The 22,015-nt window shown below is 72.7% G+C and carries 18 protein-coding genes; 2 read left to right on the top strand and 16 right to left on the bottom strand.

Annotation, left to right across the window (positions count from 1 at the left end):
• Positions 1–118 precede the first annotated feature (118 nt).
• The 16 genes from AB0O11_RS05335 to AB0O11_RS05260 all read right to left on the bottom strand — a co-directional run bounded on the left by AB0O11_RS05335 (position 119) and on the right by AB0O11_RS05260 (position 18,658).
• Positions 119–1,579, bottom strand: coding sequence for a glutamate synthase subunit beta (locus tag AB0O11_RS05335; RefSeq protein ID WP_363381850.1), 1,461 nt, complete (start codon positions 1,577–1,579; stop codon positions 119–121).
• A complete protein-coding gene (gene gltB / locus AB0O11_RS05330) occupies positions 1,572–6,200 on the bottom strand; it encodes a glutamate synthase large subunit (protein WP_363382038.1) in 4,629 nt (1,542 codons plus the stop codon). Before gltB ends, AB0O11_RS05335 begins: the two co-directional genes overlap by 8 nt.
• Before the next feature lie 418 nt (positions 6,201–6,618).
• Positions 6,619–7,356: a VIT1/CCC1 transporter family protein gene (locus AB0O11_RS05325; RefSeq protein ID WP_363381849.1), complete on the bottom strand. Its 738-nt coding sequence runs from the start codon at positions 7,354–7,356 to the stop codon at positions 6,619–6,621.
• A gap of 147 nt (positions 7,357–7,503) precedes the next feature.
• Entirely contained in the window at positions 7,504–8,475 is a 972-nt protein-coding gene (lgt, locus tag AB0O11_RS05320; RefSeq protein WP_363381847.1) for a prolipoprotein diacylglyceryl transferase, read from the bottom strand.
• Between the two features lie 121 nt (positions 8,476–8,596).
• Positions 8,597–9,460, bottom strand: a complete 864-nt coding sequence (locus tag AB0O11_RS05315) for a thioredoxin domain-containing protein (RefSeq protein ID WP_363381845.1) — start codon at positions 9,458–9,460, stop codon at positions 8,597–8,599.
• Positions 9,461–9,511: 51 nt separating this feature from the next.
• Complete coding sequence (locus AB0O11_RS05310; protein WP_363381843.1) at positions 9,512–10,021, bottom strand: MauE/DoxX family redox-associated membrane protein; 510 nt, start codon at positions 10,019–10,021, stop codon at positions 9,512–9,514.
• Positions 10,022–10,591: 570 nt separating this feature from the next.
• Positions 10,592–11,401, bottom strand: coding sequence for a tryptophan synthase subunit alpha (gene trpA, locus AB0O11_RS05305; protein WP_363381841.1), 810 nt, complete (start codon positions 11,399–11,401; stop codon positions 10,592–10,594).
• A gap of 2 nt (positions 11,402–11,403) precedes the next feature.
• Positions 11,404–12,666, bottom strand: coding sequence for a tryptophan synthase subunit beta (trpB, locus tag AB0O11_RS05300; RefSeq protein WP_363381840.1), 1,263 nt, complete (start codon positions 12,664–12,666; stop codon positions 11,404–11,406).
• Between the two features lie 238 nt (positions 12,667–12,904).
• The gene (trpC, locus tag AB0O11_RS05295) at positions 12,905–13,711 is read right to left on the bottom strand and encodes an indole-3-glycerol phosphate synthase TrpC (RefSeq protein ID WP_363381839.1); all 807 of its coding nucleotides are present in this window, start codon (positions 13,709–13,711) and stop codon (positions 12,905–12,907) included.
• A gap of 281 nt (positions 13,712–13,992) precedes the next feature.
• Positions 13,993–14,433 carry a DUF2752 domain-containing protein gene (locus AB0O11_RS05290; protein WP_363381838.1) on the bottom strand — a complete coding sequence of 147 codons (441 nt, stop codon included), beginning with the start codon at positions 14,431–14,433 and terminating at the stop codon, positions 13,993–13,995.
• Between the two features lie 102 nt (positions 14,434–14,535).
• Positions 14,536–14,799 carry an HGxxPAAW family protein gene (locus tag AB0O11_RS05285; RefSeq protein ID WP_363381836.1) on the bottom strand — a complete coding sequence of 88 codons (264 nt, stop codon included), beginning with the start codon at positions 14,797–14,799 and terminating at the stop codon, positions 14,536–14,538.
• Between the two features lie 136 nt (positions 14,800–14,935).
• Positions 14,936–15,466, bottom strand: a complete 531-nt coding sequence (locus AB0O11_RS05280) for a TIGR02234 family membrane protein (RefSeq protein WP_363382035.1) — start codon at positions 15,464–15,466, stop codon at positions 14,936–14,938.
• Between the two features lie 53 nt (positions 15,467–15,519).
• Complete coding sequence (locus AB0O11_RS05275) at positions 15,520–16,062, bottom strand: Uma2 family endonuclease (RefSeq protein ID WP_363381835.1); 543 nt, start codon at positions 16,060–16,062, stop codon at positions 15,520–15,522.
• Positions 16,063–16,114: 52 nt separating this feature from the next.
• A complete protein-coding gene (locus AB0O11_RS05270) occupies positions 16,115–17,638 on the bottom strand; it encodes an anthranilate synthase component I (protein ID WP_363381833.1) in 1,524 nt (507 codons plus the stop codon).
• Between the two features lie 38 nt (positions 17,639–17,676).
• Positions 17,677–18,048, bottom strand: coding sequence for a phosphoribosyl-AMP cyclohydrolase (gene hisI, locus AB0O11_RS05265; RefSeq protein WP_363381831.1), 372 nt, complete (start codon positions 18,046–18,048; stop codon positions 17,677–17,679).
• Between the two features lie 34 nt (positions 18,049–18,082).
• Positions 18,083–18,658 carry a hypothetical protein gene (locus AB0O11_RS05260; RefSeq protein ID WP_363381829.1) on the bottom strand — a complete coding sequence of 192 codons (576 nt, stop codon included), beginning with the start codon at positions 18,656–18,658 and terminating at the stop codon, positions 18,083–18,085.
• Positions 18,659–18,948: 290 nt separating this feature from the next.
• On the opposite strand from AB0O11_RS05260, the gene AB0O11_RS05255 reads away from it, so the two are divergent.
• The gene (locus tag AB0O11_RS05255; RefSeq protein ID WP_363381828.1) at positions 18,949–19,500 is read left to right on the top strand and encodes a pyridoxamine 5'-phosphate oxidase family protein; all 552 of its coding nucleotides are present in this window, start codon (positions 18,949–18,951) and stop codon (positions 19,498–19,500) included.
• Positions 19,497–22,013 carry an excinuclease ABC subunit UvrA gene (locus AB0O11_RS05250; protein ID WP_363381827.1) on the top strand — a complete coding sequence of 839 codons (2,517 nt, stop codon included), beginning with the start codon at positions 19,497–19,499 and terminating at the stop codon, positions 22,011–22,013. The genes AB0O11_RS05255 and AB0O11_RS05250 overlap by 4 nt, the downstream gene beginning before the upstream one ends.
• Positions 22,014–22,015 lie beyond the last annotated feature (2 nt).

Below are 22,015 nucleotides of genomic sequence, written 5' to 3'. Positions count from 1 at the left end.
AAGAGGGCAGGCGCCAGGAGACCGCGTTGGCCCGGCGACACTGGCGGGGGCAGCGGGTTGAGCTCCCGGCGATGCGGCGCCGGGCGTTCGGTGGGGGCCGGTCGGGACCGTCCGTCCGTCAGACCACCAGGGGGCGGTCCGTGGGCCGGATCGGGGCGGGAAGCGGGGTCCTGCCGCCCAGGTACCCGTCCACCGCGGCGGCGGCCGAACGGCCCTCCGCGATGGCCCAGACGATCAGCGACTGGCCACGGCCGGCGTCTCCGCAGACGTACACGCCATCGACATTGGTGGCGAACCGGCCATCGCGGGCAATGTTACCGCGCGCGTCGAGGTCCACTCCCAGCTGCTCGACCAGCCCGTTCCTCGCGTCCGTCCCGGTGAAGCCCATGGCCAGGGTGACCAGCTGTGCCGGGACGGCCCGCTCGGTGCCCGGCACCGGCTCGAACCGGCCGTCCTTGAACTCCACCTCGACCAGGTGCAGTTCCTGGACGTTGCCGTCCTCGTCGCCGCTGAAGCGGGTGGTGCTGACGGAGTAGATCCGCTCGCCGCCCTCCTCGTGCGCGGAGGTGACCTTGTACGTCATCGGCATGGTCGGCCACGGCTGGTGCCCGGGCCGCTCCTCGCCGGGCCGCGGCATGATCTCCAGCTGGGTGACGGAGGCCGCCCCCTGCCGGTGCGCGGTGCCGACGCAGTCCGCGCCGGTGTCGCCGCCGCCGATCACGACCACGTGCTTGCCCTTGGCGCTGATCGGCGACTCGACGAAGTCGCCCTCCTGCACCTTGTTGGCCAGCGGCAGGTACTCCATGGCCTGGTGGACGCCCTTGAGCTCGCGCCCGGGCACCGACAGGTCGCGGGCGGTCGTGGCGCCGGCCGCGACCACCACGGCGTCGAAGCGCTCGCGCAGCTGCTGCCCGGTGATGTCCTCGCCGACGTGCACGCCGGTGCGGAACCGGGTGCCCTCTGCCCGCATCTGTTCGATGCGGCGGTTGATGTGGCGCTTCTCCATCTTGAACTCGGGGATGCCGTAGCGCAGCAGTCCGCCGATCCGGTCGGCCCGCTCGTACACCACCACGGTGTGCCCGGCCCGGGTGAGCTGCTGGGCGGCGGCGAGGCCGGCCGGGCCGGAGCCCACCACGGCGACGGTCTTGCCGGACAGCCGCTCGGGCACCTGCGGGGTGACCCCTCCCCGGTCCCAGGCCTTGTCGATGACGGTGACCTCGACGTTCTTGATGGTCACCGCGTCCTGGTTGATGCCGAGGACGCACGCGGACTCGCACGGGGCCGGGCACAGGCGGCCCGTGAACTCCGGGAAGTTGTTGGTGGCGTGCAGCCGCTCGATCGCGCCGACGAAGTCGTCCCGGTAGGCCAGGTCGTTCCACTCGGGGATGAGGTTTCCGAGCGGGCAGCCGTTGTGGCAGAACGGGATGCCGCAGTCCATGCAGCGGCCGGCCTGCTTGGTGATGATCGGCAGGAGGCTGCGCTCGACGTAGACCTCGTTCCAGTCCTTGATCCGGACGTCGACCGGCCGGCGCTCCGCCTGCTGCTTGGGCGTGGTCAGGAAGCCCTTGGGGTCAGCCATTAGCCGCCTCCATCATCTTGCGAGTGGTCTCGGCCTCGGAGAGGCCATCGCGCTCAGCGGCGTCCTTGGCGGCGAGCACTGCCTTGTAGTCGGTCGGCATGATCTTGGAGAAGCGGGAGACCCCGCTGCCCCAGTCCGCCAGGAGTTCGGCGGCGACGGTGGAACCGGTCTCCTCGTAGTGCTGCTGCACGGTCTCGCGCAGCCAGTCGCGGTCGGCGGCGGCGGGGGCCTCGATGCCCACCATCCCGTCGTTGACGTTCGCGGGGCGCAGGTCCAGGACGTACGCGATGCCGCCGGACATGCCCGCCGCGAGGTTGCGTCCGGTCTCGCCGAGGACGACGACCCGGCCGCCGGTCATGTACTCCAGGCCGTGGTCGCCCACGCCTTCGACCACCAGGGTGGCCCCGGAGTTGCGGACGGCGAAGCGCTCGCCGGCCTTGCCGCGCAGGTGGACGCGGCCCGAGGTGGCGCCGTAGCCGATGGTGTTGCCGGCGATGACGTGGTTCTGCGCGTCGTTGCCGATGGCCGCCGCCTCGCGGGCCGGGCGGACGACGATCACGCCGCCCGAGAGGCCCTTGCCGACGTAGTCGTTGGCGTCGCCCTCCAGGCGCAGCGTCACGCCGCGCGGCAGGAACGCGCCGAAGGACTGCCCGGCGGAGCCGGTGAAGGTGACGTCGATGGTCCCCTCCGGCAGGCCCTCGCCCCGGTACCGCTTGGTCACCTCGTGGCCGAGCATGGTGCCGACCGTGCGGTTGACGTTGCGGATCGGCAGCTGGATGCGGACGGTCTCGCCGCGCTCCAGGGCGTCCTCGGCCAGCGCGATCAGCTGGTTGTCGAGGGCCTTGTCCAGCGCGTGGTCCTGGGTGGTGGTGCGGTGCCGGGCGGCGCCCTCGGGCAGCGCCGGCACGTGGAACAGCGGGGCGAGGTCCAGCCCGGCCGCCTTCCAGTGGTCGATCGCGGCGCGGGCGTCGATGTGCTCGGCGTGGCCGACGGCCTCCTCGATGGAGCGGAAGCCCAGCGAGGCCAGGAGCTCCCGGACCTCCTCGGCGATGAACTCGAAGAAGTTGACCACGAATTCGGGCTTGCCGGAGAACCGCTCGCGCAGCACGGGGTTCTGGGTGGCGACGCCGACCGGGCAGGTGTCCAGGTGACAGACGCGCATCATGATGCAGCCGGAGACCACCAGCGGGGCGGTCGCGAAGCCGAACTCCTCGGCGCCGAGCAGCGCGGCGATCACCACGTCGCGGCCGGTCTTCAGCTGGCCGTCGGTCTGGACGACGATGCGGTCGCGCAGACCGTTGAGCAGCAGCGTCTGCTGGGTCTCCGCGAGCCCGAGCTCCCAGGGCCCGCCCGCGTGCTTCAGCGAGGTGAGCGGCGAGGCGCCCGTCCCGCCGTCGTGCCCCGACACCAGGACGACGTCCGCGTGCGCCTTGGACACACCCGCGGCGACCGTCCCGACGCCGACCTCGGACACCAGCTTCACATGGATGCGGGCCGCCGGGTTGGCGTTCTTGAGGTCGTGGATCAGCTGCGCCAAGTCCTCGATGGAGTAGATGTCGTGGTGCGGCGGCGGCGAGATCAGGCCGACGCCCGGGGTGGAGTGCCGGGTCCTGGCGACCCACGGGTACACCTTGTGGCCGGGCAGCTGGCCGCCCTCGCCGGGCTTGGCGCCCTGGGCCATCTTGATCTGGATGTCGTCCGCGTTGACCAGGTACTCGGAGGTGACGCCGAACCGGCCGGAGGCGACCTGCTTGATCGCCGAGCGGCGCTCCGGGTCGTACAGCCGCTCCGGGTCCTCGCCGCCCTCGCCGGTGTTGGACTTGCCGCCGAGGCGGTTCATCGCGATGGCCAGGGTCTCGTGCGCCTCGCGGGAGATCGAGCCGTACGACATGGCGCCGGTGGAGAAGCGCTTGACGATCTCGGAGACCGGTTCGACCTCCTCGACCGGGACCGGCTCCCGGCCGAGGCCGTCCAGCTGGAACAGGCCGCGCAGCGTCATCAGTCGCTCGGACTGCTCGTTCACCCGGTCCGTGTACTGCTTGAAGATGTCGTACCGGCGGTTGCGGGTGGAGTGCTGGAGCCGGAAGACGGTGTCCGGGTCGAACAGGTGCGGCTCGCCCTCGCGGCGCCACTGGTACTCGCCGCCGATCTCCAGCGCGCGGTGCGCGGCCGGGATGCCGGAGGCCGGGTACGCCTTGGCGTGCCGGGCGGCCGTCTCGCGGGCGATCTCCTCCAGGCCGATGCCGCCGAGCTTGGTGGTGGTGCCGGCGAAGTAGCCGTCGACCAGGTCCTGGGAGAGGCCGATGGCCTCGAAGACCTGGGCGCCGCGGTAGGAGGCGACGGTGGAGATGCCCATCTTGGACATGACCTTGAGCACGCCCTTGCCGAGCGCCTTGATCAGGTTCCGGATGGCCTTGTCGGCCTCGACGCCCTGGATGAACACGTTCTGGGCGACGAGGTCCTCGACGGACTCCATGGCCAGGTACGGGTTGACCGCGCCGGCGCCGTAGCCGATCAGCAGCGCGACGTGGTGCACCTCGCGGACGTCGCCCGCCTCGACCAGCAGCGACACCTGGGTGCGCTGCTTGGTGCGGATCAGGTGGTGGTGAACGGCCGAGGTGAGCAGCAGCGAGGGGATCGGCGCGTGCTCGGCGTCCGAGTGCCGGTCGGAGAGCACGATGATCCGGGCGCCGTCGGCGATCGCGGCGTCGGCCTCGGCGGCGATCGCGGCCAGCCGGGCGGCCAGGCCCTCGCCGCCGGAGGCGACCTTGTAGAGGCCGGAGAGCGTGACGGCCTTGAGGCCGGGCTGGTCGCCGTCGGCGTTGATGTGGACGAGCTTGGCCAGCTCGTCGTTGTCGATCACCGGGAAGGTGATGCCGACCGAGCGGCAGGAAGCGGACTCGGCGGCCAGCAGGTTGCCCTCGGGGCCGAGGTTGGACAGCAGCGAGGTGACGAGCTCCTCGCGGATGGCGTCCAGCGGCGGGTTGGTGACCTGCGCGAAGAGCTGCACGAAGTAGTCGAACAGCAGGCGCGGCCGCTCGCTCAGCGCGGCGATCGGCGAGTCGGTGCCCATCGAGCCGAGTGCCTCGGCGCCGGTGCGCGCCATCGGCGCGAGGATGACCCGCAGCTCCTCCTCGGTGTACCCGAAGGTCTGCTGGCGGCGGGTGACGGAGGCGTGGGTGTGCGCGATGTGCTCGCGCTCGGGCAGCTTGGCGAGCTGGATCTGCCCGGCGCCGACCCACTCCTCGTACGGGTGCTCGGTGGCGAGGGCGGACTTGATCTCCTCGTCCTCGACGATCCGGCCCTCGGCGGTGTCCACCAGGAACATCCGGCCGGGCTGGAGGCGGCCCTTCCTGGCGACCTTCTCCTGGTCGATGTCGAGCACGCCGACCTCGGAGGAGAGGACGACCAGGCCGTCCTCGGTGATCCAGTACCGGGCCGGGCGCAGGCCGTTGCGGTCGAGCACGGCGCCGATCTGGGTGCCGTCGGTGAAGGTGACGCAGGCCGGGCCGTCCCAGGGCTCCATCAGGTTGGAGTGGTACTGGTAGAACGCGCGGCGGGCCGGGTTCATGGTGGCGTGGTTCTCCCACGCCTCCGGGATCATCATCAGCACCGAGTGCGGCAGCGAGCGGCCGCCGAGGTGGAGCAGTTCCAGGACCTCGTCGAAGGAGGCGGAGTCGGAGTGCTCCGGGGTGCAGATCGGGAAGATCCGCTCCAGACCCTGCCCGTTCCTGTTGCCGGGAATGAGGTCGGTGGCCAGCTGCGACTCCCGGGCCCGCATCCAGTTGCGGTTGCCCTTGACCGTGTTGATCTCGCCGTTGTGCGCGACGAAGCGGTACGGGTGGGCGAGCGGCCAGCTCGGGAAGGTGTTGGTGGAGAACCGCGAGTGCACCAGGCCGATGGCGGAGGCGTAGGTGCGGTCCGACAGGTCGGGGAAGAAGGGTTCCAGCTGGCCGGTGGTCAGCATGCCCTTGTAGACGATGGTGCGTGCGGACAGCGACGGGAAGTACACCCCGGCCTCGCGCTCGGCGCGCTTGCGGACCACGAAGGCGACCCGGTCCAGCTCGGTGCCGGCCCTGCCGGCACCGGCCGGGCCCTGTCCGGCGGGCGCCGACGCGAGGAAGAGCTGGCGGAAGCGCGGCATCACGCTGCGCGCGGTGGCACCGAGCAGGTCCGGGGTGACCGGCACGTCGCGCCAGCCGAGGACGGTCAGCCCCTCTTCGGCGGCGATGCCCTCGATCCGCGCGACGGCGGCGGCGTCGGCGGCGTCCGCGTCCGGCAGGAAGGCGATGCCGACGGCGTAGGACCCGGCCGCCGGGAGCTCGAAGGGGACCTTCCCGCGCAGGAAGGCGTCCGGGATCTGGGTCAGGATCCCCGCACCGTCACCGGAGTCCGGCTCGGCGCCGGTGGCGCCGCGGTGCTCCAGGTTGCGCAGGACGTTCAACGCCTGCTCGACGATGGTGTGGTCGGCGATGCCGGTCAGTGTGGCGACGAAACCGACGCCACAGGCGTCGTGCTCGTTCCGCGGGTCGTACAGGCCCTGAGCAGCAGGTCGCGCATCCGGCACGAGCGCGTACGGCCGGCGGGCGGCGCCGGCCTGGGGCTCGTTGGCGGAGTGCATGGATGCAGACAGCATCGGCTCTCCCGTCGTCGTCTTTCGGCAAGTGGTGCAAGTAGGGACGACGTTGGCCCTGATGCGATGGTGCGGTGTCGTGCAAGTTCCATGATGCCCGTGATCCCGAGAAGCGGAATATCCCGTCCACATGGCGGGATGATGCGCTGGTCAGGGGCTGTGTGAGGAGGACGTGCCACAGTGCACGTCCCGACGATTGTGCCCAACCGTCCGCGGCCTGAAACAGGGGCGAAACCGGATCGCCACAGGAGCCGATCATGGACACCTGTGAATCCATCTCGGGAGCCCGTCCGCGGTTGCGAATCCGCGGCACGGGGGCCCGAATGATGAGACTAGGCCAGGCGTTGCCCGACACCCATGTGTGAAACGTCACTCACTGGCCAGCATAACCATGCACGGCTGCGGGTCACCCCACGTGGCCGCCGATCAGCCACCCGAGCAGGTAGGTCACGCCGGCCGCCGCGCTGCCCAGCACCAGCTGCCGCAGCCCGCTGAACCACCAGGTGCGCGCCGTCACCCGGGCCACCACCGCGCCGCACAGGAACAGCCCGGCCCCCGCCAGGAGCAGTGCGGGCAGCAGCGAGGTCGCCCCCAGCAGGTACGGCAGCAGCGGCAGCAGCGCACCGAGCGCGAAGAACAGGAACGACGAGCCGGCCGCCACCAGCGGCGAGGGCAGCTCGGTCGGGTCGATGCCCAGCTCCTCGCGGGCGTGCACCTCCAGGGCCAGCTCCGGGTCCGCGGACAGCTGCCGGGCCACCTCGTGGGCCAGTTCCGGGTCCACTCCGCGCGAGACGTACAGCTGGGCCAGCTCGGCCAGCTCGCCGTGCGGGTTGCGGCTCAGCTCCAGCCGCTCGGCCTCGATCTCGGCCTGCACCAGCTCCCGCTGCGAGGCCACCGAGGTGTACTCCCCCGCCGCCATCGAGCAGGCGCCGGCCGCCAGGCCCGCCAGTCCGGTCAGGATCACCGTCCCGTTGGACGCCGCACCGCCGACCACCCCGGTCATCAGCGCGAAGTTGGACACCAGGCCGTCCACCGCGCCGAACACGGCCGGCCGCAGCCAACCGCCGTTGACATCCCGGTGGTGGTCGGCCGCGGGTATCCGGGGCTGGTGTCCGGCGTCGGCTTCCACAGTGATCGCACTCATCGTCGTTCCCCTCCGTCGTCGTTCGTCAGCCCCGAACGTAGCCCGTCTGACCTGGGCATTTCCAGCAAAGTAAGGCTGTCCGAACACCACTGAGGCCACCCTTCGCAAACCTCGCGAAGGGTGGCCTCAGCCGGGGGAAGTCCCAGGTCAGATCGGGTTCTTGGCGTCCTCGCCGACCGTTTCGACGGCCACCTTCTCGTCCGCGGGCTCCGCCGGCTTCCGCAGCACCGGCGTCTCCTTGCCCTTCTCGTCGCTCTTGGCCTCGGCCGGGGCGTCCTCCGCCAGGTGCGCGGCCGGATCGATGCTCGCCGGATCCTCCCGCCCGGGCCGCTTCTTCCCCATGATCACGAAGTACGTCACGGCGGCGACGAACACCCCGATGGACACCCAGTCGTTCAGCCGCAGGCCGAGGTAGACGTGCGCCTCGTCGATCCGCAGCCACTCGGTCCAGAACCGGCCCGCCGTGTACGCGGCCACGTACAGCGCGAACACCCGGCCGTGGCCCAGCTTGAACCGGCGGTCCGCCCAGATCACCAGCAGCGCGACCCCGACGCACCACAGCGACTCGTACAGGAAGGTCGGGTGGTAGACGCCCTTCACGACCTCGCCGTCGGGCAGCGTCTTGTTGATCTCCAGGCCCCACGGCAGGGTGGTCGACCGGCCGTACAGCTCCTGGTTGAAGTAGTTGCCCCAGCGGCCCAGCGCCTGCGCGAGCGCGATGCCCGGCGCGATGGCGTCGGCGTACGCGGGCAGCGGCACGCCCCGGCGTCGGGCGCCGATCCAGGCACCGACCGCGCCCAGCGCGATCGCACCCCAGATGCCGAGGCCGCCCTCCCAGATCTTGAGTGCGTCCCAGGGGTTCTTCCCCTCGGCGAAGTACAGTCGGCCGCCGTCGGTGATCACGTGGTACAGGCGGCCGCCGACCAGGCCGAACGGCACGGCCCACACGGCGATGTCGCCGACGGTGTGCTTGGCACCGCCCCGGGCGACCCAGCGCTTGCTGCCGAGCCAGACGGCGACGACGACACCGAGGATGATGCAGAACGCGTAGGCGCGCAGCGGGATCGGTCCGAGGTACAGGACGCCCCGCGACGGGCTGGGAATGTAGGCGATATCCATGGCAGTTCCGACGCTACAGGGTCCGACGGCCCGCTCGGACACCCTTGGGGTCACAGAAATCGAACAACGGGCGGCGCCGCCCCCCTCCGGACGGGGAGGAGGGCGGCGCGGCGGAACGGGCTCAGCCGGCCGTCGGCGACGGGTTGTTGGCCTCCGACGCGGTGCTGGTCGGCGCCGGGGTCTGCCCGTGCGAGCCCGCCGTGCCCAGCTGTTTGCCCTGGTTCGCGGCGTCCACCCACTTCACCAGGTTCGCCGGGGTGATTTCCTCGCTGCCGTTCTTCGGGTAGATCGGCTGGCCGTTGAGCAGCACCGTGGGAGTGGACTTGAAGCTGGACTTGTCGAAGTCCTGCTGAACCGCGGACACCCACCCACCGAACTTGTTGCCGTTGACGCAGGAGTGGAACTCGGGCGTGTCCAGGCCGTTGACCTGCTTGGCCAGGCTGATCAGGACGGCCTTGTCAGCGAAGGCGTCGTTGGTCTCGTCCGGCTGGTTGCGGTACAGCACGTCGTGGTAGTCGCGGAAGTGCCCGGCGTCCTGGGCGCAGCCCAGCGCGTTGGCGGCCGTCCTGGAGCCCTTGCCGCCCGCGGCCCGGTCGATGAACGACACGATGTGGTAGTTCGTGTAGATCTTCCCGGCGTCCTCCAGCTGGTCGACGGTCGACGAGAACTCGCGTTCGAAGATGCCGCAGGCGGGGCAGCGCGGGTCCTCGTAGACCGTCAGGACGGAGGGCGCGTTGCCCGCGCCGACCGGAATGACCAGGTTCTTGTCGCCGATCGTCCCGGCCGGGGCGGCGGCCGGCGTCTCCGGCTTGGAGCGCTGGTTCTGCACCACGACGCCGACGATCACCGCGGCGGCGATCACCGTGAGCACGGAACCGCCCACGATCAGCTTCTTCCTGCGCCGGGAGGACGTCTCCTCGGCCGCCCGCTGCTCCAGCATCCGCTCGCGGGCGGTGCGCTTGCCTTCTCGGTTCTTCTCGCTCATTGCCTTGACATCCACGGTCGGGGGCCTTCGTCGGGTGCAGGGATGTGGGGGTCAGCTCGCCAGCCAGCGGTCCACCGACAGCCGGGTACGGGGCCGCCACAGCAGCCAGCCGGCCAGCAGCAGGAATCCGGTGTCGCGCAGGATCTCCTGGAGGTACTTCGTCTGGGACTCGTCGACGTGCCCGCCGCCGCCGAAGCAGCCGCAGTCGATCGAGATGCCGCGCGCCCAGGCGGAGGCGATCCCGGCGATGAAGGCCAGCAGCAGCAGCGCGGAGACCCCGGCCACCAGCCGGACACCGAGGCCCACCAGCAGCAGCAGTGCCAGCGCCAGTTCCAGAAACGGCAGGCCGTAACCGATCGGCTTGACCAGGCCCTCGGGCAGGATCTCGTAGGCCCGGACGGCCTGCGCGGCCTCCGCCGGGTCGGAGATCTTCGCCAGCCCGGCCCACCCCCAGACCACCGCGAGGCCGAGCCGGACGACCGTGCCGAGCCACTCGCTCCGGACCGGCACCGGCCGGCCCGCCGTCGACGTGGGCGCGGAGCCGTCGGGCTGCGCGACCATCAGGGAACCCCCCTCGGGAAACTCGTTCACTCCCTGATGAACCGTCAGGGATGAAGGGTGGTTCCTCCACATTCAGGAATTAAGCCGGATGGGTGACGTTCTGTCCGAACAAGCCGAACACCCGCGCGTCAGCGACACCCCGCCGGCCACCCCGCCTCGAACAGATCCGGATGCCGGGCCGCCTCCGCACACGCCACCGCCTCCCGCTCCGCCCGCTCGGCCCCCCGCTTGGCCAGCGCGTGCCCCACCTGGGCATGCACCCCGACCGCACCACCCAGCACCAACACGGCGGCCGCCGCCCGCAGCAGAACGGCCCGCTGGAGACCCCGCACCGGCTTACCCCTTCCGCTCACCCCCACAACCGTTCGTGTACTCGTCCCTCCTCTCAACGTCGGTCAACCCCGGCTGATGCGTGTCCCCTCCCTTTGTTCACCCGTTCGGGTCCGCACCCCCACCCCGTCTCCCCCACCCGCCCCCACCCCCCGAAAGCCCCGCCCCAGCCCCCGAACCCCGGCGGCCCCCCACTCCCGAAGGAGTGAGGGGCCGCCGGTCCGACGTCTCCACCGCGCGTCAGCGCCTCCGCACGCCCGAAGCCAGCTCCCCCGCCAGCTCCCGCACGGCATCCAGCGCCGCCGCCTCGTCCTGGCCCGCGGCCAGGATCCGCTTCACGAACGCCGACCCCACGATCACCCCGTCCGCGAACCGGGCGACCTCCGCCGCCTGCACCGCGTCCGAGACCCCGAGCCCGACACAGACCGGCAGGTCGGTCGTCGCCCTGGTCCGGGCGACCAGGTCCTCGGCCATGGAGCCGACCGCGGTCCGGGTCCCGGTCACACCCATCACCGCGGCCGCGTACACGAACCCGCTCCCCGCCGCCGTGACCTCCGCCAGCCGCGCGTCCTTGCTGCTGGGGGCGACCACGAACACGGTGTCCAGTCCGTGCTCGTCCGCCGCCTTGCGCCACTCCTCGGACTCCTCGACCGGCAGGTCCGGCAGGATGCATCCGGCCCCACCCGCGGCCGCCAGGTCCGCCGCGAACCGCGCCACGCCGTAGCGGTCGACGGGGTTCCAGTACGTCATCACGAGCACCGCCGCCTCGGGGTGCGCCGCGGCGACCTCCTGGACGGTCCGCAGCACGTCCTTGATCCGCACGCCGCCCCGCAGCGCGATGTCGTCGGCGGTCTGGATGACCGAACCGTCGAGCACCGGGTCGGAGTGCGGCAGCCCGACCTCGACCACGTCGCAGCCGCCCTCGATCAGCGCCTTGATCGCCCGGATGCCGCCGTCCACGGTCGGGAACCCGGCCGGCAGGTACCCGATCAGCGCGGCCCGGTCCTCCGCCTTGGCGGCGGCCAGGACGCCGCTCAGCTTGGAAGTCATGATCACTTACCCCCCTCGGCAGAGCCGTTGCCCGAGCCGTCGCTCTTCTCGTCGTACAACCCGAAGTACTCGGCCGCGGTGTGCATGTCCTTGTCCCCGCGCCCCGACAGCGAGACCAGGATGGTCGCCTCCGGCCCGAGCTCGCGCCCCAGCTCCAGCGCCCCGGCGAGCGCGTGGGCGCTCTCGATGGCCGGGATGATCCCCTCGGTACGGGACAGCAGCCGCAGTGCCTGCATCGCGGCGGCGTCCGTGACCGGCCGGTACTCCGCCCGCCCGGTGTCCTTCAGCCAGGCGTGCTCCGGCCCGACCCCCGGGTAGTCCAGCCCCGCCGAGATCGAGTGCGACTCGATGGTCTGCCCGTCCTCGTCCTGGAGGACGTACGTCCGGGAGCCGTGCAGCACCCCCGGGTCCCCCTTGGTGAGGGTGGCCGCGTGCCGGGGCGTCTCGGCCCCCTCGCCGGCGGCCTCGCAGCCGATCAGCCGCACCCCGGCGTCCGGGATGAACTCGTGGAAGATCCCCATCGCGTTGGAGCCGCCGCCCACACAGGCCACGACCGCGTCGGGCAGCCGCCCGGTCCGGTCGAGCACCTGCTGCCGCGCCTCGACCCCGATGATCCGGTGGAAGTCCCGGACCATCATCGGGAACGGGTGCGGCCCGGCGACCGTGCCGAACAGGTAGTGGGTGGAGTCGACGTTGGCGACCCAGTCCCGGAACGCCTCGTTGATGGCGTCCTTGAGCGTCCGGCTGCCGGACTTGACGGCCACCACCTCGGCGCCGAGCATCCGCATCCGGGCGACGTTGAGCGCCTGGCGCTCGGTGTCGACCTCACCCATGTAGATGGTGCAGTCGAAGCCGAACAGCGCACAGGCGGTCGCGGTGGCCACGCCGTGCTGGCCGGCGCCGGTCTCGGCGATGATCCGGGTCTTGCCCATCCGCTTGGTGAGCAGCGCCTGGCCCAGCACGTTGTTGATCTTGTGCGAGCCGGTGTGGTTGAGGTCCTCGCGCTTGAGCAGGATGCGCGCGCCGCCCGCCTCGGCGGAGAAGCGGTGCACGTCGGTCAGCGGGCTCGGGCGCCCGGTGTAGTCCTTGAGCAGCGCGTCGAGCTCGGCGGCGAAGGCCGGGTCGGCCTTGGCCTTCTCGTACTCCTCGGCGACCTGCTCGACCGCGGCGACCAGCGCCTCGGGGATGAAGCGGCCGCCGTACGCGCCGAAGTAGCCGCGCGCGTCCGGCACCTGGGCACCGGGCAGGTAGTCCTTTTCGGACATGGTGTTTTCCCTTGACGAAGACGGAGATGAACGACGATGACGTCTGACCGGCCGAGGATCCGGCCGATCGGCTGGTTCCTCAGCCGGACGTCACGCGCCATCGCCGCCCCGGCACCTGCCCGGGCTCGCACCCGATGACGTACCGCACCCGACGCCCCAGCACCCGGCGTGCGGGTGCGCGGCAGCCGCGCGGGCGGCAGCCGGGGGCGAGTCGGGTGGCGATCTTCATCGGGTGGTGTCAGTCCTTGTGCCGGACGGCGGGGTGGGCCCCGGCGGCGACCAGGTCGGCGACCGCCGCCCGCGGGTCCTTGCCGGTCACCAGGGATTCGCCGACCAGCACCGCGTCGGCGCCGAGGTTGGCGTAGTTGATCACGTCCAGCGGGCCGCGCACGCCGGACTCGGCGATCTTGACGATGCCGTCCGGGATGGCGTGGGCGACGTTCTCGAAGGTGTTGCGGTCCACTTCGAGCGTCTTGAGGTTGCGGGCGTTGACGCCGATGATCCGGGCGCCGGCGTCCACCGCGCGCCTGATCTCCTCCTCGTCGTGCACCTCGACCAGCGGGGTGAGGCCGATCGACTCGGCGCGCTCGATCAGCGACACCAGGGCCGACTGGTCGAGGGCCGCGACGATCAGCAGCGCGAGGTCGGCGCCGTGCGCGCGGGCCTCCCACAGCTGGTAGGCGGTGACGATGAAGTCCTTGCGCAGCAGCGGGGTGTCCACCGCGGCGCGGACGGCGTCCAGGTCGGCCAGCGAACCGCCGAAGCGGCGCTGTTCGGTCAGCACGCTGATCGCGGCGGCACCGCCGGCCGCGTAGTCGACCGCCAGGGCGGCCGGATCCGCGATCGAGGCCAGGGCGCCCTTGGACGGGCTGGAGCGCTTCACCTCGCAGATCACCCGGACCCCGTCGCCCTTGAGGGCGGCGACGCCGTCCTTGGCCTCCGGTGCCTTGGCGGCGAGCGCCTTGAGCTCGTCCAGGGAGACCCGGGCCTGCCGCTCGGCGAGGTCCTCGCGGACCCCTTCGATGATCGAGTCGAGCACACTCACTCAGGAGCCCCCATCTTTTCTGCCAGTTGGCCAACACGAGCCGGCGGGCGACAGCCCACCAGCCCTTCGATGGTATCGGCACCCGGGGGCGGGGGGCGCATCGGTTCGAGCCGCGTCTCGCGGACCGGACGCCCGTTCCGGCGGTCCTCAGCTGCGCTTTCACCGGCCCCGCACCGGTTTTCGGACGGACTTGGGGCCGGGTGCGGCCGGTGGCCGGGAAGCGCGGTTCGGTGGCCGGGAACGGCGGTTCGACGGCTGGGAACGGCGGTTCGGCGGCCGGCTCAGACCAGCGGCGGCGCCAGCCCCGCACCGACCGGCGAGTTCCGCACCACCGTGAACACCAGCACCAGCAAGGCGATCAGCGCCCAGCGCCGGCCCCCGACGGTGATCCGGGGCGGCGGCCCGCCGGTCAGCGCGGCCCAGCCCCAGCGCAGCCAGAGCACCGCCAGCACGCCGAACAGCAGGACGGCGACGGCGTTGTCGTGCAGGGCGCCGGTGAGGTCCCCGTGGGTCAACGCGTGGACGCAGCGCAACCCCCCGCAGCCGGGACACCACCAGCCGGTGGCGGTCAGGAACGGGCAGTCGGGGTAGTGCCCGGGAGTGTTCGGGTCCACCACGGCGACGTACGCGGCGGGGACGGCCACCGCCGCCAGCGCGGTCAGCGGCGGGCTCAGCCGGCGCAGCACGGGCGGCAGGGCGGAGGCGGTGGGGGCGGCGTTCACGCCCCGATTCTGCCCGGGTCGGGCCCGGACACGACGAAACGGCGGGCGTGGCGCGCCCGCCGTTCCGATGTACGACAAACGTGTGGTGCGACGAGCCGGTCGTCAGGCGGCGACGGCGGCGCGGGCCTCACGGGCCGCGAGCTGCTCCTCGGTCGACTTGTAGACGTTGGCGCTGGCCTGCTTGCCCATGCCGGCCATGGACATGGCCTTGCCGACCACGCCACCGGCCAGGACGACCGCCAGGCCGACCCACACCAGCAGCACCGACGGCAGGATCATCGCGACGCCCGCGACGCCGAAGCCGACGAAGGAGATGACGACGCCGGTCCAGGCGGCGGGGGTGTGGCCGTGTGCTGCTGCTGCCATCTGAATGGTGCTCCTTGGCTCTCGGGGCCCGGCCGGGCCTGCGGGGCCGCCGGCGGGTTGACGGGTTCCATTGTGCCGGGCCACACATCGGTGACCCAAAGCGGGTGGCGGGTCTATCGCGTCACATGCGCGCAGCTCACACGGCGGTCGGATCCTCGCCGCGGTCCAGCGCCTTCCACAGGTCGCCCGGGGTGTCGGTCTTCGCCGGGGTCCTGCGGGTCGGGGCCTCGTAGCGGCTGCCCATGGCCGGCCAGCCCCGGCCGTAGCGCAGGGTGAGCAGTCCGGCGAGGGCCAGCAGCACCCCGCCGACCAGCGCGACCCAGGGCCACCCGGTGTGCGAGACCTCGGTGGCCGCCGAACCGGTCAGCGCCAGCTTGCGGGCGGCCTCGGCGTCCAGCGCGGCGGTGTCGCCCGCCCCGGCCACCGAGGCGGCGGCCGCGCCGAGCCCGGCCAGCAGGGTCAGCGCGCCGACCGCCAGCCGGCCGACGCCGCGCACCGCGAACACCGCGACGGCCGCGGCGAGGCCCACCAGGGCCAGCCCGCCGGGCAGTTCGGAGATCCTGCCGCCGGTGACGGAGACGTCCAGGGTGCCGGCCCGGCCCTCGGCCCAGGTCCGCCCGGCCGCGGTCAGCACCAGCACGGCGCTCAGCACGGTCAGCAGCAGCATCACGCCGAGGGTGCGGCGGCTGGGGGCGGCGGGGGCGGGGGTCTGCTCAGCGGTCACCCGTCCACTATCCCCCGGCCGACGCCGGGGTCCGCACCCGGGGTGGGGGACGGGGTGGGGAACTCGTCCGTCCGCAGCACCACCGTGCGGCCGCCGAGCGGCAGGAAGAGGTCGTTGCCGAAGGGCACCCGCTCGGCCTCCCGGTACACCCCCTCGGGGGACGGCGCGGTGTGCACGGTGCAGACCGCCGCCGCCGGATCGACCACCAGGTACAGCGGCACGCCGTTGCGCGCGTACGCCCTCGCCGCCTGCGCCAGGCCGGGCCGGGCCACCTCCAGCACCGCCTCGACCCCGGCCGCGCCGAACCGGCCCCGCCCGCCCCGCACCGCGTCCCGGGCGAGCACGGCCAGGTCCGGGGCGAGCGCCGCGCCCGGGTCGGGCCGGTCCCGGCCGGGGCCGCCGGGCGCCGCCGGGAAGTCGATCGCCACCCCGGACAGCACCCGGCCGTGGCCGGCCGGCTGCTCGCCCAGCTGTCCGGCGGCGCCGAGCACGACAGCCCAGCGCAGCTCGTCGTACGGCACCTCGGGTACCTCGGGCATCCCGGCCGCCTCCTCGCACGCTCCGGCAGTCACGACACCGGTTCCACGACCTCTACGACAGTTCCGGCGTCCGCAGCGTATTGGCGGTGGCGACGGCCCGCAGCACGGCGGCCGCCTTGTTGCGGCACTCGGTGTCCTCACCGTGCGGGTCGGAGTCGGCGACCACGCCCGCGCCGGCCTGCACGAACGCGGTGCCGTCGCGCAGCACCGCGGTGCGGATCGCGATCGCGGTGTCCGAGTCCCCGGCGAAGTCCAGGTAGCCGACGCAGCCGCCGTACAGGCCGCGGCGGGTGGGCTCCAGCTCCTCGATGATCCGCATCGCCCGCGGCTTGGGCGCGCCGGAGAGGGTCCCGGCCGGGAAGCAGGCGGTCAGCACGTCGAAGGCGGTCAGCCCCGGGGCGACCTTGCCGGTCACCGTCGACACGATGTGCATCACGTGGCTGTAGCGCTCGACCTGCATGAAGTCGACCACCTCGACGCTGCCCGGCTCGCAGACCCGGCCGAGGTCGTTGCGGCCGAGGTCCACCAGCATCAGGTGCTCGGCCCGCTCCTTGGGGTCGGCGAGCAGCTCGGCGGCCAGCTCCGCGTCCTCGTGCGGGGTGGCGCCGCGGTGCCGGGTGCCGGCGATCGGGTGCAGCATCGCCTCGCCGTCGGTGACCTTGACCAGCGCCTCCGGGCTGGAGCCGACCACGTCGAAGCCGCCCTCGGCCCCGCCGTCCGGTCCGGGGAAGCGGAACAGGTACATGTACGGGCTGGGGTTGGTGGTCCGCAGCACGCGGTAGACGTCCAGCGCGGAGGCCGGGCAGGGCGCCTCGAAGCGCTGCGAGGGCACCACCTGGAAGGCCTCGCCGGCCCGGATCCGCTCCTTGATCTCCTCCACCGCGGCCCGGTACGGCGCGCCGCCGAACGGCGAGTGCACCTCGCCGGGGCCGACCGGGGTGAAGGTGGCCAGACCCGGGTCGACCGGCTTGAACAGCTCGGCCTCCATCGCGTCCAGCCGGGCCACCGCGTCCGCCCAGGCCTCGTCCACGCCGCTGGCCAGGTCGTTGCGGTTGACGGCGTTGGCGATCAGCAGCACCGTGCCGTCGACGTGGTCGAGCACCGCGAGGTCGGTCGCAAGCAGCATGGTCAGCTCGGGAAGGCCCAGGTCGTCCGGGTTGAGGTCGGGCAGCTTCTCCAGCCGACGGACGATGTCGTAGCCGAGGTAGCCGACCAGGCCGCCGGTGAGCGGGGGCAGGCCGTCGTCCTCCTGGCGCGGGGTGTGCAGCGCCTGCAGGGTGGCGCGCAGCACCTCCAGCGGGTCACCGGCCGTGGGGATGCCCACCGGCGGGGTGCCGAGCCAGCGGGCCCCGCCGTCCGGGCCGACGGTGAGCGCGGCGGCGCTGCGCACCCCGACGAAGGAGTAGCGCGACCAGCTGCGGCCCTGCTCGGCGGACTCCAGCAGGAAGGTGCCGGGCCGCTCCTCGGCGAGGCTGCGGTAGAGGCCGATCGGGGTGAGACCGTCCGCGAGGAGCCTGCGGGTGACCGGGATGACCCGGGTGTCGACGGCGAGCTTGCGGAAGGCTTCGAGATCCATGACGGGCGGCACCTTCTGGAGTTGTGGACGGAGTGGGGTCAGGACAGCGGGAGCACGTCGGCGTCGAAGCAGGTGCGGTCGCCGGTGTGGCAGGCCGCGCCGGTCTGGTCGACCTTGACCAGCAGGGTGTCGCCGTCGCAGTCCAGGGCCACCGACTTGACCGCCTGGACGTGGCCCGAGGTGTCGCCCTTCACCCAGTACTCACGGCGGCTGCGGCTCCAGTAGGTGCAGCGGCCCGTGGTCAGGGTGCGGTGCAGCGCCTCGTCGTCCATCCAGCCGAGCATCAGCACCTCGCCGGTGTCGTACTGCTGGGCGACGGCCGGGATCAGGCCGTCCTCGGTGCGCTTGAGTCGGGCGGCGATCTCGGGGGCGAGGGCGGTGCTGCCGGGAGTGGCGGGTGTGGTGGACATGGGGCCATTGTGTCAGCCCGCCCCGCGCCGCCCGCTACGGGTGCAGCGGCGCGGTGAGCTTGGGGCCGCCCTGCTTGTTGCTCGCGGCCAGGGTGCAGGTGTAGTCCCGCCAGCCCTGTTGGTAGGTGGCCATCGACGGGCCGAACTGGCGGCCGTAGTAGGTCTTCCCGTCGCCCTGGCGGGCCTTGGCGGCGGTCTCGGCGTCCTTGCAGCCGTCCCGCATCGCGAGGGCCAGCGGGATGTCACCGGTGATGCCGTCGGGGAGCACCGGGTCGGCGATCACCTCGCCGTCGTGGTCGCCCGCGCAGGGCCGCTCCTCGGGCTTGGTGATCACCGGGCTCAGCTGCGGGTGGTCGAAGCAGGCGCCGACCGGGAAGTGCGCGTACGGCGGCTGCGGCTTGGTCGGCGTGGGCGTCGGAGTGGCCGTCGGCGTGGGCGTCGGCGTGGCCGTCGGGGTGGGCGGCGGCGCGGCGGCCGGCTTCTTGTCGTCCGGCCAGAGCACCGCGGTGGCCACCACCGCGAGCAGGACGACCAGCACGGCGGCAACGGTGAGGACCAGGCCGCGGGTCGGACGGGAGCCGGCTGCGGACGACGGCTGCTCGGAGGTCATGGCCACGAGGATGGCCCACCCGACCCCCGCCTGACAGCCGCTTCACCGAACTCGCCCCGTACGGGGGCAGCCACCCGGCCTGTGGCGGCGCCGCAGAACATCGCCACCAGGACCTTCGACAGCCCCGCTCCCGTCGGACCTCCGATGTCTGGGTGACCACTGTCGGTGTGCCGGGGGATGTCGTGGGAAAGGCGACAGGAGGTGTCGGGTTTTCCGGGGAGGGTGGGGGTTGCCGGTCGGGCCGTGGTGGTGCCGGGCCGGGACGACGGACGGATGGACAGAGGAACCTGATGCGTGAAACACCCGAGGAGCTCCGGCGGCTCCAGGCCCTTCTCGATTCCTCGCTCTCCCGGTCGACGGCGCACCTGCGGTCGATCATCAGCAGTGAGCGCACGCTGACCGCCGGGCAGCTCACCGGTGTGCTGACCGGGATGTGCACGCTCGCGCTGTCCACGGTGACGGCGAAGGGGGAGCCGCGGATCAGCGGCGTGGACGGGCACTTCCTGCACGGGAAGTGGCACTTCGGCACCGCTCGGGGTGCCGCCAAGGCCCGGCACCTCGCCGCCCGGCCCGCGGTCAGTGCCGCGCACCTGCGCGGGGAGGACCTGGGCGTGTTCACGCACGGGAGCGTGGAGGTCATCAACCCGTACGGCGGCGAGCCGGCCGCCGACTGGCCGGAGCTGCTCGCGTACTTCCAGGGGTTCTACGGCGACGACACCTTCGACTGGGACAACGACGTCGTCTACTACCGGCTGCACCCGCAGTGGATGACCGCGTTCGCCCCCGACCTGGCCAAGCTCACGAAGAAGGCGGAAACGGCAGAGAAGGCGGACGGGGCGTGAACCCGCGCGGCACCATCGAGGTCGTCGGCGCCCGGACCAACAACCTGCGCGACGTGTCCGTCAGCATCCCCAAGGGCCGGCTTGTCGCCTTCACCGGCGTCAGCGGCAGCGGAAAGACGTCGCTGGCGGTTGACACCCTGCACAGCGAGGCCCAACTGCGGTACCTGGAAGGCCTTTCGCCGTTCGTCCGCCAGTACATCAGCCAGCGCAACCGTCCCCAGGTCGACCGCATCCTCGGCCTCGGCGCCACCCTCGCGGTCGACCAGCGCCGTCTGAACCGCAACCCGCGCTCCACCGTCGCAACCATCACGGGGATCGACGGGCACCTCGGCCTGCTCTTCTCCCGCCTTCCAGGGGTCGGCCCGGGCCCGTACACCGCCGAAGGCCCCCTGACCACCGCGCACTTCGACCGCCGCACCCCCGAAGGCGGCTGCCCGGACTGCCACGGCGCCGGCGGACGCCGACAGGCGGCGGAGGACCTCGTCATCACCCGCCCGGACCTCCCGCTGTTCGACGGCGCCTCCCCCTGGTTCGCCAAGTGGCGCTCCGGAGAGCACCTGTTCGTCCCCGCGCTCGCCGCCGCCCGCGGCGTGGACCTCGGCCTGCCCTGGCGGTCGCTGCCCGCAGCGTTCCGGCACGACGTCCTGTACGGCACCGGCGACGAGGCCGTCGAGGCCACGGTCGACATCCCGAACCGGAACGAGACGGCCCGGATGACGTACACCTCCAGCCAGCCGCTGCGCGGCGCGCTCGCCGAGGTGGAGCGGGTGTTTGCCAACGCCCGAACGGCCGACGCCAAGCAGCGGTACCTGCCGTACCTGCGCGAGGAGCCCTGCGGCACCTGCCGTGGCAGCGGATTCGACCGGGTCGCCCGGTCCGTACGCCTCGGCGGCCTGTCCTACCCCGAGCTGCTGGAGGTGGACGTCCGGGAGGTCCGCCGCTGGGCCGGGCACCTCGCCGAAACCCTCGACGACCGGCAGCGCGCCGTCGGCGAGCCCCTGCTGCAGGACCTCGGGCGCCGGCTGCGCCTCCTGGACCGGCTCGGCCTGGCCCACCTGCAACTGTCCCGCGGCGCCGCCACACTGTCCGGCGGCGAGCTGCAGCGCACCCGGCTGTCCGCCCAGCTCGGCACCGAGCTGAGCGACATCGTCTTCGTCCTGGACGAGCCCGGCGCCGGGCTGCACCCAGCGGACAAGCGGCACCTGCTCGACATCGCCCTGGAACTGCGCGACGCCGGCAACACCGTCCTACTCGTCGAGCACGACCCCGAGCTGATCGCCCGCGCCGACTGGGTCGTCGACATGGGGCCGGGTGCGGGCCGGCTGGGCGGCGAGGTCCTGGTCTGCGGCCCGCCCGCGCTGGTCGCCGCCGACCCCGCCTCGGCCACCGGCCGCCACCTGGCCGGGCGGGGGCCGCGGCTGCGCCGCACCCCGCGCCCGGTCCACGCGGGCTCCGGCTGGCTGGAGCTTCGCGGGGTGCGCGCCCACAACGCGGCCGCGGAGTCGCTGTGCCTGCCCATCGGACGGCTCACCTGCCTGACCGGGGTCAGCGGCAGCGGCAAGAGCAGCGTCTTGGGCGCGCTCGGCGCGGGCGTGGCGGCCGCTCTCAAGGACACGGCGCCCAGGGGCACGGCGGTCGAGGACACAACTCACGCCGGCACGGTGCGCGAGGTGACCGGGCTCGACGGCTTCGGCTGGGTCGCCGTGGTCGACCAGGAGCCGATCGGGCGCACGCCGCGGTCCAACCCGGCCACGTACAGCAAGGCGTTCGACCTCGTCCGCAAGCTGTTCGCCGCCACCGAAGCGGCCCGCGCGCGCGGCGCCGACGCCTCCTGGTTCAGCTTCAACACCCCGGGCGGCCGCTGCGAGGCCTGCGCCGGCCACGGCCGCAGGCTCGTCGACATGCACTTCCTCCCGGACATCTGGGTGGTGTGCGACACCTGTGACGGCCGACGCTACGCGCCCGAGGCCCTGGCGGTCACGTACCAGGGGCTGACCGTCGACCGGGTGCTGGACCTGACCGTCGCCGAGGCCCTGGAGGTCTTCACCGGACCCCGGCAGCTCGCGGAGACCCTCACCGCGCTCGACCAGGTCGGGCTCGGCTACCTCCGGCTCGGCCAGAGCGCCACCGAGCTGTCCGGCGGCGAGGCCCAGCGCCTCAGGCTCGCGTCCGCGGTCCAGCGCGGGGCGACCAGCCGCAGAGCCGGCCTGGTCGTCCTCGACGAGCCCGTCTCGGGCCTGCACCCGTCCGACGTCCAGCGGGTCGTCGACGCGCTCGACCTGCTGCTCGACTCCGGCAACACCGTCGTCGTGGCCGAGCACGACATCCCGGTCGCCGCCTCCGCGGACTGGGTGATCGACCTCGGGCCGGGGGCCGGCCCGGACGGCGGCGCGGTGGTCGCGCAGGGCACCCCGGACACCGTCGCCGCCGCCGACACCCCCACCGCCGGCTACCTGCGCCGGTACGCGGCCGGCCTGCCGCTCCTGGACGCCGCGCAGGACGCCCAGCGCTGACG

It is taken from the genome of Kitasatospora sp. NPDC093102 (assembly GCF_040683915.1).
In the GTDB taxonomy this organism is placed as follows: Bacteria; Actinomycetota; Actinomycetes; order Streptomycetales; family Streptomycetaceae; genus Kitasatospora.
This window is presented reverse-complemented; position numbering and strand designations above follow the sequence as displayed.

Bases quoted from the DNA above. Each gene is read 5' to 3' on its own strand.
- AB0O11_RS05335 (WP_363381850.1), bottom strand. From the start codon at position 1,579: ATGGCTGACCCCAAGGGCTTCCTGACCACGCCCAAGCAGCAGGCGGAG.
- gltB (WP_363382038.1), bottom strand. From the start codon at position 6,200: ATGCACTCCGCCAACGAGCCCCAGGCCGGCGCCGCCCGCCGGCCGTAC.
- AB0O11_RS05325 (WP_363381849.1), bottom strand. From the start codon at position 7,356: ATGAGTGCGATCACTGTGGAAGCCGACGCCGGACACCAGCCCCGGATA.
- lgt (WP_363381847.1), bottom strand. From the start codon at position 8,475: ATGGATATCGCCTACATTCCCAGCCCGTCGCGGGGCGTCCTGTACCTC.
- AB0O11_RS05315 (WP_363381845.1), bottom strand. From the start codon at position 9,460: ATGAGCGAGAAGAACCGAGAAGGCAAGCGCACCGCCCGCGAGCGGATG.
- AB0O11_RS05310 (WP_363381843.1), bottom strand. From the start codon at position 10,021: ATGGTCGCGCAGCCCGACGGCTCCGCGCCCACGTCGACGGCGGGCCGG.
- trpA (WP_363381841.1), bottom strand. From the start codon at position 11,401: ATGACTTCCAAGCTGAGCGGCGTCCTGGCCGCCGCCAAGGCGGAGGAC.
- trpB (WP_363381840.1), bottom strand. From the start codon at position 12,666: ATGTCCGAAAAGGACTACCTGCCCGGTGCCCAGGTGCCGGACGCGCGC.
- AB0O11_RS05285 (WP_363381836.1), bottom strand. From the start codon at position 14,799: ATGGCAGCAGCAGCACACGGCCACACCCCCGCCGCCTGGACCGGCGTC.
- AB0O11_RS05280 (WP_363382035.1), bottom strand. From the start codon at position 15,466: ATGCTGCTGCTGACCGTGCTGAGCGCCGTGCTGGTGCTGACCGCGGCC.
- AB0O11_RS05275 (WP_363381835.1), bottom strand. From the start codon at position 16,062: ATGCCCGAGGTACCCGAGGTGCCGTACGACGAGCTGCGCTGGGCTGTC.
- AB0O11_RS05270 (WP_363381833.1), bottom strand. From the start codon at position 17,638: ATGGATCTCGAAGCCTTCCGCAAGCTCGCCGTCGACACCCGGGTCATC.
- hisI (WP_363381831.1), bottom strand. From the start codon at position 18,048: ATGTCCACCACACCCGCCACTCCCGGCAGCACCGCCCTCGCCCCCGAG.
- AB0O11_RS05260 (WP_363381829.1), bottom strand. From the start codon at position 18,658: ATGACCTCCGAGCAGCCGTCGTCCGCAGCCGGCTCCCGTCCGACCCGC.
- AB0O11_RS05255 (WP_363381828.1), top strand. From the start codon at position 18,949: ATGCGTGAAACACCCGAGGAGCTCCGGCGGCTCCAGGCCCTTCTCGAT.